Annotated in this window: 11 protein-coding genes; 4 read left to right on the top strand and 7 right to left on the bottom strand. The window is 53.3% G+C overall.

The window, feature by feature from the left end; all coding sequences use genetic code 11:
- Window positions 1-13: 13 nt before the first annotated feature.
- The 5 genes from ADG72_RS01545 to lpdA all read right to left on the bottom strand — a co-directional run bounded on the left by ADG72_RS01545 (window position 14) and on the right by lpdA (window position 5812).
- Complete coding sequence (locus tag ADG72_RS01545; RefSeq protein ID WP_048711691.1) at window positions 14-943, bottom strand: ABC transporter substrate-binding protein; 930 nt, start codon at window positions 941-943, stop codon at window positions 14-16.
- 133 nt (window positions 944-1076) lie between these two features.
- Window positions 1077-1772 (bottom strand): DUF4191 domain-containing protein, encoded by a 696-nt coding sequence (locus ADG72_RS01540; RefSeq protein WP_048711689.1) that lies wholly within the window; start codon window positions 1770-1772, stop codon window positions 1077-1079.
- A gap of 95 nt (window positions 1773-1867) precedes the next feature.
- Window positions 1868-2446 (bottom strand): YagU family protein, encoded by a 579-nt coding sequence (locus ADG72_RS01535; protein ID WP_048711687.1) that lies wholly within the window; start codon window positions 2444-2446, stop codon window positions 1868-1870.
- A 194-nt stretch (window positions 2447-2640) separates the two neighbouring features.
- Window positions 2641-4413, bottom strand: coding sequence for a 2-oxoglutarate dehydrogenase, E2 component, dihydrolipoamide succinyltransferase (gene sucB, locus ADG72_RS01530; protein WP_048711685.1), 1773 nt, complete (start codon window positions 4411-4413; stop codon window positions 2641-2643).
- 25 nt (window positions 4414-4438) lie between these two features.
- Complete coding sequence (lpdA, locus tag ADG72_RS01525) at window positions 4439-5812, bottom strand: dihydrolipoyl dehydrogenase (RefSeq protein WP_048711683.1); 1374 nt, start codon at window positions 5810-5812, stop codon at window positions 4439-4441.
- A 192-nt stretch (window positions 5813-6004) separates the two neighbouring features.
- Here lpdA and ADG72_RS01520 point away from each other — a divergent pair, with 192 nt between their 5' ends.
- A complete protein-coding gene (locus ADG72_RS01520; RefSeq protein ID WP_048711682.1) occupies window positions 6005-6535 on the top strand; it encodes a hypothetical protein in 531 nt (176 codons plus the stop codon).
- On the opposite strand, the gene ADG72_RS01515 is transcribed toward ADG72_RS01520, so the two are convergent.
- A complete protein-coding gene (locus ADG72_RS01515; protein ID WP_048711680.1) occupies window positions 6532-6993 on the bottom strand; it encodes a tRNA (cytidine(34)-2'-O)-methyltransferase in 462 nt (153 codons plus the stop codon). The two genes, ADG72_RS01520 and ADG72_RS01515, sit on opposite strands and share 4 nt — an antisense overlap.
- Window position 6994: 1 nt before the next feature.
- Window positions 6995-7534: a YbhB/YbcL family Raf kinase inhibitor-like protein gene (locus ADG72_RS01510; protein ID WP_048711679.1), complete on the bottom strand. Its 540-nt coding sequence runs from the start codon at window positions 7532-7534 to the stop codon at window positions 6995-6997.
- 98 nt (window positions 7535-7632) lie between these two features.
- Here ADG72_RS01510 and ADG72_RS01505 point away from each other — a divergent pair, with 98 nt between their 5' ends.
- The 3 genes from ADG72_RS01505 to ADG72_RS01495 are packed head-to-tail and all read left to right on the top strand — an operon-like array spanning window position 7633 to window position 12885.
- Window positions 7633-8103: a hypothetical protein gene (locus tag ADG72_RS01505; protein ID WP_048711677.1), complete on the top strand. Its 471-nt coding sequence runs from the start codon at window positions 7633-7635 to the stop codon at window positions 8101-8103.
- Window positions 8078-9673: a hypothetical protein gene (locus tag ADG72_RS01500; protein WP_157857677.1), complete on the top strand. Its 1596-nt coding sequence runs from the start codon at window positions 8078-8080 to the stop codon at window positions 9671-9673. The genes ADG72_RS01505 and ADG72_RS01500 overlap by 26 nt, the downstream gene beginning before the upstream one ends.
- Before the next feature lie 32 nt (window positions 9674-9705).
- Window positions 9706-12885 (top strand): DEAD/DEAH box helicase, encoded by a 3180-nt coding sequence (locus ADG72_RS01495; RefSeq protein ID WP_239667619.1) that lies wholly within the window; start codon window positions 9706-9708, stop codon window positions 12883-12885.
- Window positions 12886-12945: the final 60 nt, after the last annotated feature.

Raw genomic sequence — 12945 nt, 5'->3', positions numbered from 1 at the left:
TAGCGAGGGAATATCAGACCTGCGGGTTAATTTCTGCGGTCTTGAGTGCGCCTTGGTTCGATCCGTAGGTTGCGAGGATCTTCTCAACGTATCCGTTGTCCATCAGGTACTGGACAGCTGCCTGGATGGCCTTCGTGAGTTGCTCGTTATCCTTAGGAACAATGATTCCCTGTGGTGCAGATTCGACCACATCTCCGACCTGCTCGAGCGAACCATTAGATTGCTCAATGGTGTAGCCAATGACGGGGGAGTCAGCAAGGGTTGCATCGTACTGGCCGCTGGCAACACGCACTGCAATGTCAGTTTGAAGGTCGTGAGGCATGATCTTCACAGCCTTTTCACCCTTAGCGGTGCAGTCATTGGAGAGCTGAGTGATGTAGTCGAATTGGAAGGTGCCATTCTGGACACCAACAGTTGTTCCGCACACGTGCGTTGGATCAAAGTTCTTGGGATTGCCCTTTGCAACTGCGAAGGCGGTACCAGTTTCGATGAAGCTGACCATGTTGACTTCCTTCTCGCGGTCAGCAGTGATCGTGAAGCCGGAAATACCGATATCGAACTTCGAGCCAAGCGAAGGAATGATTGTCGCAAATTCAGCGTGCTCTGTGGTCGCGCCTTTCAGGCCCATGACATGCGCGATCGCATCGGCCATATTGACGTCATAACCGGTGGGGGTGGTGCCATCTGACTTGAAGAACTCTGCCGGTGCATAATCGATTGATGCGCCGTTCTTCAGCACTCCCGCTTTCTTGATGGACTCGGGAACCAATGCCTCAATTTCAGGGACAGCTTGGATCGATGAGGTATCGAAACTGAGATTTGCTGTCTGAGAGGTGGATGCTGAACCATCTGCTGAAGGCTTTTCATCGGGGTTTGAGCAAGCTGCAATACCTGCTGCGCTCAGCACCAGAATGGATGGAATTGCAATAAGTTTTGTGTTCATGATGTCTCTCCTTGAGTTCTGATGAAATAAGCATACATCAGAATGCATATTATGCATAAATTGATTATGGGTGAGTCCTCACACAAAAATTGAGGCCTGTGAACAACTTGGTTCACAGGCCTCAAATGAAAGATTAGCGTCCGCGTAGTGCGCGTCGGTTGGGACGCATCCGGGTTGGATCAATCCCCTTCGGGATAGGTGCAGAGGTGCGGTCCAGAGCGCTCAGGCGCTGGTTAACCAGAGGAACTTCGTCACGAGTAAGAGTCTTTTTGAGTGAGCGAAGTTCGCGTTGAAGCTTTGCCAAGCGAACCTGTCCCTCTTCGGTACCAACCTGAATGGTGGTGACGGTGACGTTGCGCATGATTCGCTGTGCCTTCTTGCGTTCTTGCTCAAGTAGGGTGCGAACGCGGGAGCTGGGGCCTTCGGAAATGAGCACAATTCCAGGACGGCCGATAAGGCGCCAAACAAGATCCTGTTCGGGATTTGCGGCGATCGGCTGTTGATTGGCAATCCAGCCGCTGCGGATGCGGCTAATTACCATGTAGACCTGGCCGACAGTTCCTTCAACCTGGGCATATGTTGCGCGTTCGGTAAGAGTCGACAAGAGGATGGTCGAGATCAAAACACCGATAAGTAGGCCCAAGAGGATGAGTGAGAACCAGCTACCGTGGATAAGTGCCGCAGCTAGAACTCCAAGTGCGGTTGCGACGACGGTAACGCCGATCATCAGCCAGCCGATCCAAGGATATGTGCGGGCGGCAATTCGGTACGCGTCCATCAGGTTGTGATAGAAGCGCCGTTTTTTCTGGGGTGTGCTGTTTTCGCTCATAACGGGTCTATCTTAGCGGTTTTTTCGTCTGTCACGGAATGTGAAAGGGGGTGTGGGGATCATTTGATCTCCACACCCCACTTTGCTCCGCTATCTCAGCGAGTTGCAGCAGCCAAGGGGACCTCTGCATCGGGTTCATGAGTGATGCGGTTACGTAGGTCGCGACGAACAATTTCGATCGACCACATCCACACAATGTGTCCCAGTGCTTCTGAGAAGTGCTCAGCCCAGCTTTGTCCGCCTTCAACCCAGGGGAAAGGGGAGGGAACTGTGCCCATGAGAGGCATCAGGACAAGGTGGAATCCGATCCAGACAAGCAGGCCGAATGCGGCACCTTGCCAGAGTTTAATTCCGGGGAAATACTCCGCGACAATGCAGTAGAAGAGTGCAAAGACAATCGCGAAGGAGAAGTGGATGATGAAAGAATAAATCGGCAGGTTATCGTTTCCGTTGAAGGAAACTGTTGTGTGAACCTGGTCGGGGGTCATCCCGAGCTGCTCGAGGAGCATCTGTGGCGGGTTTGTTGCGTTGCGCTCGGGCGTGCGAGGCGGGAAAGGAACTTCCCATCCGAACTTAACGATCGCGGAAAAAAGACCGCCGATGAGGCCGGTGACTGCGGCTACGCCAATACGACGGCGCTTGGAATCAGTCTTTTTGAAAAGGTTTTTAAACATCTTCAGGCATTTCTGTCGATACTGCAGAGTATGGATACGGATGACGTCGCGAGGCGACGTAACCTCGTGTATCGGTTGACAGTCTCTCACCTTTGCACGTAGATCGCTTGATAGTAGGCCTGTTGATGACAAGGTGGAATAAAAGTGGTGGGCAAACCTAGGTTTGCCCACCACAGTAATTAGATCAGTGAAGTCTACAGGCCGAGTTCTGACTCGAATGCAGCTTCTTCAAGTCGGCGCTTCACATCCATGAGGAAACGGGATGCGTCTGCGCCGTCAACCAGACGGTGATCGTAGGACAATGAGAGATAAACCATTGAACGGATCGCGATCGAATCGTTGCCGAGTTCGTCCTTAACAACCACTGGGCGCTTCACGATCGTGCCCACGCCCATGATTGCTGTTTCCGGCATGTTGAGCACTGGCGTATCGAAAAGCGCGCCACCTGAACCAGTGTTCGTGACGGTGAAGGTCGAACCCGAAAGCTCATCAGCACCGATCGTTGCCGAACGTGTGCGTGCAGCAAGATCGTTGATTGAACGCGAAACGTCGGCGATTGTCATTTCCTGGGCGTTCTTGATGACCGGGACCAGCAGGCCGCGCTCCGTATCTACCGCGATACCAATGTTCTCGTGATCGAAGTACGTTACTTCCTTGTCATTAATCGTTGCGTTGAGCTTGGGGTGGAAGCGCAGCGCTTCGGTCGCAGCCTTGACGAAGAAGGGGAGGAAAGTCAGCTTGGTGTTCTCGCGCTGAACAAATGCGTCCTTTGCGCGCGCACGCAGAGCGGCAATCTTTGTAACGTCTACTTCAATGACGGTGGTGAGCTGGGCAGCGGTTGCGAGTGACTCGACCATGCGGCGGGCGATAGTCTGGCGCAAACGCGACATCTTCTCAGTGGTTCCGCGAAGCGGTGATGCCTCGCGGCCGGAGAAGACATTGTCGCCAGGGGCTGCTGCTACGGCTGTCTGAGGTGCTGCGCTCGCTGCAGGAGCTGCAGGAGTTTGCACTGCCGCGCGTGCCTTGATTGCGGCCTCGACGTCTTCACGGCGAATTCGGCCACCAATCCCGGTGCCGGTTACCTCTGCAAGCTCAATTCCTGCCTCGCGCGCAAGCTTGCGGACGATAGGCGTCACATAGCCGGTTTGGGAAACCTGCGCAGGGGTAGATGCAGAAGACTGGGCCAGCTGGCCAGTTTCTGCAGTCTGAGCCAAGGATGCGGGAGTCGGGAAGGGGTTTACCGGTGCAGCGGGAGCCGGTGCAGGAGCCTGAGGTGCTGGTGAAGCAGGAACAGGGGCTTGCTGAGCCGGAGCCGCAGGAGCCGCTGCAGGAGCAGCGGGTGCAGCAGGTTCGCTGGGGGCAGCCGAAGGAGCCTGAGCAGTAATCACTGCTAGGACAGTGCCAACCTCAACGGTCTCATCTTCTGGTACGCGAATTTCTGCGAGGAAGCCTGAAGCGGGAGCGGGAACTTCGGAGTCCACCTTATCGGTCGAAACCTCAACCAGCGGTTCATCGGTTTCAACGGCGTCGCCAACAGACTTCAGCCAGGTGGTGACGGTGCCTTCTGTTACCGATTCGCCAAGCGCAGGCATGACGACCTCGGTTCCGCTTACCGGTGCCGAGGCCGGCGCAGGAGCGGAAGCGGCGGGAGTGGGTTGCGCCTCTGGAGCGGGCGCCGGCGTGGGTGCGCTTTCCTGAACGGGAGCAGGCGCATCTTGCGGGGCCTCGGAAGCATCACCAATGAGGGCCAGCTGAGTACCGACCTCGACGGTTTCGTCTTCGGGGACAAGAATCTGAAGAAGGACGCCTGCCACGGGGGAGGGAACTTCAGAGTCGACCTTGTCGGTGGAAACTTCGACCAAGGGCTCGTCGAGCGCGACGGTGTCGCCCACTGATTTGAGCCAGGTGGTCACGGTGCCTTCGGTCACCGACTCGCCCAGAGCGGGCATGATCACTGCGGTTGCCATGTTCAATCTCCTTGTCGGTGACAGGTTAGTTGTGTGCGTGGAGAGGCTTGCCGGCCAGAGCCATGGCTGCCTCGCCAATAGCTTCATTTTGTGTCGGGTGAGCGTGGATGAGTGCTGCGAGATCCTCTGGGTAGGCTTCCCAGTTGACCATGAGCTCTCCTTCGCCAACCTGCTCGCCAATGCGCGTGCCAATTCCGTGGAATCCGACGATGGGTCCATCTTCCACGGAAACGAGCTTAATGAAGCCCGTTGCTCCAAGGATATTAGACTTTCCGTTGCCCGCAAGGTTGTATTCGACCGTGCGCACCTTGTCGCCGTACTTCTCGCGTGCCTGCTTCTCAGTCAGGCCAACAGAGGCGATTTCGGGTTCGCAGAAGGTTACTCGTGGAATTCCAGACTCGTCCATCATCGTGGGGGAGAGACCGGCGATTTCTTCCGCGACGAAGATCCCCTGCAGGAAGCCGCGGTGTGCAAGTTGAAGTCCCGGAACGATGTCTCCGACTGCGTAGATGTTGCCTACACCGGTGTGCAGTCGCTCATTGGTGAGAACAAAGCCGCGGTCCATCTTGATACCGGCTTCTTCGTAGCCCAAACCTTCGGTGACAGGGCCGCGTCCGACTGCAACCAGGAGAACATCGGCATCGAAGGTCTTGCCATCTTCTGTTGCGACGTGAACACCGGAGTCGTCCTGTGTTGCGCTGGCGAAACGGGTATTGGTGTGGAAAGCAATGCCACGCTTGCGGAATGAACGCTCGAGGTGCTTGGAAACTGCCTCGTCTTCGTTATTTGCAAGGTGGGGGAGCGCCTCGATGATTGTGACTTCCGCGCCGAAGGAACGCCAGACGGAAGCAAACTCTAGGCCAATGACGCCGCCGCCCAATACGACAGCCTTCTGAGGTACCCATTCCATTTGAAGGGCCTGATCAGAGGTGATGATGCGGCCCGAAATATCCAAACCTGGGATTGAACGAGAATAAGAGCCTGTCGCAAGAATGATGTTGCGGCCAACGATGCGCTGTCCGCCTACCTCAATGGTGTCAGGTGCAGCCAAACGGCCCCATCCCTGGATAATCTCTACGCCGCGAGATGAAAGCAGGCCCTGAACGCCTCGGTACAACTTATTAATAATGGAATCGCGATACTGGCCAACCTTTGCCATATCGATTCCCTGGAAGCTTGCCTGGATGCCGAAAGTGTCGGATTCGCGGACGGTGTCAGCAGTCTCTGCTGCGTGCAGGTAAGCCTTGGTCGGGATGCAGCCACGGTGGAGGCAGGTTCCACCAACCTTGTCACCTTCGATAAGGGCTACTTTCAATCCCAGCTGGGAGGCGCGTAAAGCCGCGGCATAGCCACCTGAACCCGCACCCAGAATCACGAGGTCGTATACAGACTCGCTCACGTGTTCCACTCCTTGATAATGAAGAGAACGGACCTTCAATGTCCGACTTAGGTCCCATTCTTCCACTACTCACTACTTTTGTCCGTCACAAAATCGTCTACTTGGCGGTTAGACAGCACACATGTTTTCATGCAAAAAGTCGTGGGGAGCGGCGCGGAGCAACTAGTATGGCAGTGGATTAAAGGAGGAAAGGTGAGCGAAGCGGTTCACGAGCAATCTCAGGATAATCGCCCACCCGCACGCGGATCGGGACGATTGGTTATTGCCCTGTACTGGATTTTTAGCGTGACTGTCACTCTTCGAGCGCTTGCTGATTCCTACTATCTTCGAGAGATACCGCTGTGGGCACGCATCATTGCGGTGCTTATTGGAGCAATTTACGTAGTTGCTGCTATTAGCCTGACGCACAATGGAAGGCGTATGCGCATCCTCGGATGGTGCATGATTACTCTGTGCCTTATCGGACCTCTTGCGTGTGGCGCAGCTGGAGCTTCCTTATCCTCAATGAGCCTGATGCCGAATGCTTGGAATGCTTTTGGCGCTGACTTCGCCTATCTTTCACTGGTCGTTGCTGCTATCGGGGCCATATGGATGTGGGTTTCTAATCCTCGCAGGATCGTTGAAATTGCCGAGCAAGTAGAGCGACCCGGTAGGGGGATTCTTGCCTCGAAAAAATCAGAGGCCCCAGAAGAGGTGGATGAGACGGAAGCAGCCCGCGGCTAGATTCCGTTCGGGAACCCCAACTGGCGCCAAGCCTCGTAAAGAGCAATCGATGCGGAATTTGCAAGATTGAGTGAACGCACTCCCGGGAGCATCTGAATGCGCACGCATTGAGTGACACGTGGATGAGTCATTGCCCATTCAGGAAGGCCGACCGATTCGCGGCCGAACAGTAAGCCATCTCCATCGGCGTAGTGAACCTCGCTGTAATGATCTGAAGCATGTCCGGTAAATGCCCAGATGTGCCCGGGAATTTCGGCTAACGCGTCTTCAAAATTGGAGTGGACCTTGACGTGTGCCAGATCGTGGTAGTCCAATCCCGCGCGCTTGAGCTTGGTGTCGGACATGTCGAACCCCAGCGGTTCAACTAAGTGAAGAAAAGCTCCTGTACACGCAGCGAGGCGAATTGCAGCGCCGCTATTTCCTGGGATTTCAGGTTCAAGAAAAATGATGTGAAGCATGTCAGTTCGATGGTGTTTGGTACGTTGCGGTCAAAGTTGCACGGGCGATGGTGTGTTCTATGGCCTCGAAAGAATACATTGCTAGTGAGGTGTCGTCATCGCAGCCTAGGGTTGGAATATCTAGGGCATGAACGGAAAAGATGTAGCGGTGGGGACGGTCACCTGCTGGCGGCGCGGCGCCGAAATATGAATGATCGCCGTGATCCCCTCGAAGGTGGAAAGCGCTTCCGTCAAGTTCAAGATCAGAACTGCCAGCTCCGCGCGCAAGAGATGTGCATGAGACGGGGATGTCGATCACCATCCAGTGCCAAAAGCCCGATGGCGTGGGGGCATCTGGATCAAAGCAGGAAACAAAGAAGCTTTCTGTCTGATCAGGGAAGCCGCTCCATTCTAAGTGCGGCGAGATATTGCCGCCTTCTGCTGTGTGCAGCTTTGGCATGGGGAGGCCGTTGCTTAGATCTTGCGACACTATGGTAAATGTTGCGCTGGGGGGAAGCCCCTCGTACGGGTTGGGAGCAAGAGGACGATCAAAGAGGCGCATGCCCATATTCTTTCACTTCTTCAGAAGGAACCAAAGTGGACGCAAATGATGAGCAGGTGCATACACTAATAGAACACTTGTTCGATTGAGGTGATTTTATGAAGCGTTTAGACCTTGCTCGTCAAGTTCTGCGCGATACCGAAAGTCGCCTGGGGCTTGAGAAAAATCAGGCTTTTTCGGATCTTTCGTCGCGCTGCGTGGGGGTCTGGGAATACGGCGGGACTTACCCGCAATTGATTCATGTCATTCTTTCTCTTGATCTCCAAGAGGGATGCTGCGCTTTCATTGGAAGTGATGATTTTGGCTGGGAATATGCCTTTAAACAGGGATTGAATCTGGCGCGTTGCCTCTATGTTCCCTCTTCCTGTGCGGATGCGCAGGTAATCTCGCTTCTCCTTCCGCATTGCCGATTGGTCTATGTGGACCGTTGCTCATTAGCCCTTCGTGATATGCGGCGTTTGGGTGCCCAGGTGCGAAAAGAAGAAACAATTTTGTTGACTAAGTGCCCATGGGTTGGGTTCAGTCGCCCATGGGGAGAAGAGCTTGGTATTTATCAAAAGGCGGGATGATATGCGCTGTCTCATGGTGTGGATTCCCAATTGGGAAATTAATGCTTTGGTCGTCGATATTCCTCCGGGGGCTCATGGAGCAATTGAAGAGCGTGGACATGTTAAAACGGTGACTCCTTCTGCGCGGAAATGTGGTGTGCGACAGGGGATGCGCGTGTCGATGGCACGTTATCTATGTCCAGATCTCCTTATTCTTCCAAGTGATCCGCGTAGAGAATTGAACTCGTTCGAAGTAATTGTCCAAGCTTGTGAGCAATGGGTTGCCGGTATCGCATGTGTGCGTCCGGGGCTGGCATGGGCCCCTGCCGCTGGAGCGGCTCGGTGGAGCGGCAGTGAAGAACAACTGGCCGAAAATATTGTTGATTCGATTTCTCGATGGAGTGGATCAGAAAGCAATGTGGGGATAGCGTCTGGCCCCCTTGCAAGTTATGCGGCGGCAAGGCGCGGAATTATTGTGCCCCCAGAGCGGACTCAAGAGTTTCTCGACCATATTGATCTTGCGCAGTGTCTTCCATTATTTCCCCAAAAACAGCACGAGCAGCTCCAACAGGTCATTGATACGTGCCGCTCAGTGGGAGTGATGCATGGGCGTGATTTGATGCGCATGGGAGAACGTGCTCTGTATACACGTTTTGGGGATATCGGTCAGCAGCTCTACGAATTATTTAGCGGGAAAGATCTTTGGATTCCGAAACATGAAATTCCTGTACGTGAAGTGCAAGTGGATGAGGAGTGTGAGGAAAGTATTGAGAATGAAGAACAGGCCGCTTTCTGTTCGCGCCGTTTAGCGCGTCAAATCTGCGAAAAGCTTGAAAGAGAGCAGCTGCGTTGCTCGAGTATCGTGATCACTGCGCACGATCAGAGCTATGAAACTTACGAAAGACAATGGTGGGGAATCGATGGGGATGAAGAAGAAATTGCAGATCGTATTCGCTGGCAGCTTGTAGCTTGGCTTTCTGCTTCCACTACCGAGGAGGGGCTGATTCGCATCAGCGTTCAAGCCTTGCATTGCATCCCTTCAGCAGGAGTGAGCACTCTATGGAGAACACATCGCTCACCAAAACGCGATTCGGCCCTTCGTAAAATTTGCGCTTATAAAGGCGAAGATGCTGTTCGTGTTCCATGTCTAATTCCGGGGTATACCCCCATGCAAAGAGCAGGATTTACCTGTATTGATCAAAGGGTGACGAGCTCCGGTGATCTCCTTTATCCTGAAGGCGCAGTGGAAGAGGCTCCCTCGAAGGTGTACCCCACGCCTCTTCCGGCTTTTCTTTACGCTCAGTCTTCTTTGCAAGAGCATGTACAAGTGGCAGTTAGTGATCGTTCTACGCTCACGCATAATCCCAAAGAAATTGTTGCAATAGTTTCGGGGCGACAACACCGATACGGGGTGCTTTCTTGGAAAGGTCCATGGAGTATGCCGCATTCGTGGTGGCAAGAGTCGGCCGAGGCCATTGTCCATGCTCCCTGTACGCACTACCTCAGAGTGACTTGTGAAAATTCCTCGGATCTTCTGCTGATGTGGGAACGAGGCTCTTGGAGTCTTGCTGGAATGTATGAAGATCATTAAGGCTAATCATTCACATGGATTATCCTGAAGGGATGGGTACGTCACAGATTCGTCAAGCTCTTCGCGCCTGCAGTGAAGAAGACGCAGTTGCGCTTCTTGGGCACGCCTTATGGGCGCAGGCGGCTCTTGCGGATGCGCGCGGTGATGTTCAGGAAATAGCTTGGAGCGATACCGAGGCTTCGGCCCGCGTCCGCGCACCAGGCGTCATGTACCGAAGCGTCATTCGTTACGTAGATTCCTCAAAGACGCATCTTCATTTGACGTGTTCTTGTTATCTTGCAGGTGCTTGTGTCCATGCAGCTGCCTTGCTTCACCGTGCTCGGCGCGAATACGGTGAAGATTCTTCAACTCAAAATCCGGCAGGCTCCGTGTGGATGAGTGAGTTTGAAAGCTTGTTATCCACAGATGGTGCTCAAGCTATGGGGCTTATTGTTGATGCCCACGATCCTGCTCAACCGGTATGGCTGACTCCGTTGGTTCTTCTTCGCAATCAAGAACCTCGACGTCTCAGTTGGTCTGAACTTGCACAGTCGCAGTGGAATGGCCTCCTGGATACGCTTTCGCCGCATCACCTCATAACCTTGCGACGTCTCTACCAAAGCAGTAGAAAGTCGCGTGAATATTCGCCTGGCAGCTATGACGTCTCGCTGGAATCACTGGGTCGCAGTGCACCCATCTGGCTCTATGAGCTTCAAAAATCGGGAGTTGCGCTTCTGACACCACAACTCCATCGATTTGACTTTCAGATGAGTTCTTTTGCTGTCGCGATTGATATGAACCTCAGCAGAAAAGGACTTGAAGTCTGCTATAAACGTGAACAAATTGGCCGGGCTGGTACAACCTTGCCTTTTCCGCGACGTGCTGATGAGATGGGACTGACCTTCATTGATGGAGGAGAAGGCGCAGTTGCAGATCCCATCGATCAAAACGAGCTGGCCCCTCTCAACGAGGTTTGTGTTCGCATTCCATTGTCTGCCATTGGAGATTTCATCAGGAATGAGCTTGCCGCACTTTGCGCGCACTACCGATGTATATCTTCGATGAGGACTTTCCCCTTTGATGACCTCCTGCCACAGTTGCGACTGTGTCTGCGGGAGCGAAATTCGCAGTATGCCTATGTGTGCTGGGCGGTGGATTACAGCTTAGAGAAAAAGCGGTTCCGCTCTTATTTGTCCCCGCAGACAAAAATTAGTCATCTGAGCGATTCTCTTGCCCGTGACTTTGACGTTGCCCACGCGGCATTACGCGCTTACTTTCCTGCTGCCTCGCTGGCGCCAACACTTCACGAACTGCTCATCCCGCTTCCGAAAGTCCCCGAGCTGCTTCGCGCATTAAAAAATAGCTGGCCGGTGGATTCGGTGACCTGGGATATTGATCAGCATCTTGAAGAGACTCGCATCGTTGACGAAAAGGTGCAGATTAATGCGCAGATCCAGGCAACGGATTCTCCAGACTGGTGGAATTTGCGCGTTACTGTTCGCGTCGGAGATGAAGAATTGCCGATCTCTCGAGTCCTCAGTGCGCTCTCTGAGGACCAAGACTATATTCGCCTCGATAATGGTCGTTGGCTCCATCTTGAAGGCGTTGATATCGATCGCTTACGCCTGCTTCTTAGACAGGCGGCGCAACTTCACCGATCGCGTTCTCTCGATAATATTTCGCTAACAACCTCCCAATTTGGACTGTGGGAAAACCTGAGCGAGTTTGTTGATACGCGTGAAGAAGATCAGCAATGGCGAAGACGCATTGACGGTCTCAGAGAGCTGGCTGAGGAAGAAATAGATGTGCCCGTCGAGGATGAGCCACGAATGCGTCCTTATCAGGTGATTGGCTCTCATTGGGTTCTCAATAGAATTCGGGCAGGTTTCGGTTGTGTTCTTGCCGATGATATGGGACTTGGGAAGACAAGGCAGATCCTGGGGGCAATTGAAAAGTTTCGACGTTATACCAGCCAGCCCGTTCTGGTTGTCGTCCCCACCAGCGTCATGTCGAGCTGGCGGGATGAAGCTGAAAGTTGCTTCCCGAAAATGGCGCTTTCTCTCATTCAATCAACCTATGCGCGTGACCCGCAGGGATGGAATGGGCTGGATCGCGCGGATGTTGTTGTTACCTCGCATACGCTCTTTCGCATCGACTGTGAGCAGTGGAAAAACAGAGAGTTAGCAGGAGTTGTTATCGACGAAGCTCAAGCGGCCAAAAACCCGCGCACGCAACTGTATCGATACCTGAAAGATCTACCTGTTGCCTGGCGGGTGTGTATCAGCGGAACTCCTATTGAAAACTCTCTTGAAGATCTCTGGTCGCTGATGTCTTTAGCGGTCCCGGGCCTCCTCTCAAGCCATTCTTCTTTCAATGAGAAATTTCGGCGCCCGATTGAAGCAGGACGCTCACCTGATCTTCTCAATCTTTTGCATTCGCTGATTGCTCCGTTTGTTCTTCGACGGACGAAGGAAGAGGTCGCGCCCGAACTGCCTGAGCGTGTTGAAACTCTTCTTCCTGTGCCGCTCGGTCGTAAACAGCGACAAATTTATGACCGCTACTTGACCCGCGAGCGCGCGCGTCTTCTTCATCTTGAGCTCGAAAATGACACTCGTGAACGATTTGAGGTTTTGGCTGCGCTTACGCGCCTTCGTCAATTGTCTTTGGATCCTGCCCTAGTTGATCAGCGGTATGACTCTGTCGGCTCGGCAAAGATTGATCTGCTATGCGAACACTTGGAGCAGATTCTCCCGCTGGGGCATAAAGTCTTGGTTTTCAGTCAATTTGTTGCTTTCTTGGAACGAATTCGTCATTCCTTGGAGCAACGTGGGATTGCCTCCCTTCTTCTTGAAGGAAAGACACGTAACCGTCATGCGGTGATCGATGAATTTCAGCATGGAGACGTGCAGGTGTTCTTAATTTCCCTCAAGGCAGGGGGAGTGGGACTTACCCTGACTCAGGCAGATTATGTCTACATGATGGACCCTTGGTGGAATCCTTCAGTTGAGGCGCAGGCAGTTAATCGTGCGCACCGTATTGGTCAGGATCGCAGGGTAAATGTCTATCGCTTGGTTGCTCAAGACACCATTGAAGAAAAGGTGTGTGAGCTTCAGGCTCACAAACAGTTGCTTGTTGACAGTGTTGTGGGACAAAACTTGGGAGAAGGGCGTAGTTCCGCTGATATTCAGCAGCTACTTAAGCTCATCCAAGAAGATCAGGATGAGCGCGTTTAGCTCAATCTTTTCTTGAGGTAAATTCACTGCATATCGAACATGTGTTCGATATGCTGATTG

Origin of the sequence: Trueperella pyogenes, assembly GCF_001070855.1 — a bacterium.
Classification (GTDB): Bacteria; Actinomycetota; Actinomycetes; order Actinomycetales; family Actinomycetaceae; genus Pauljensenia; species Pauljensenia pyogenes_A.
Note: the sequence above shows the minus strand (reverse complement) of the source record. Positions and strands in the feature narration are given on the sequence as shown.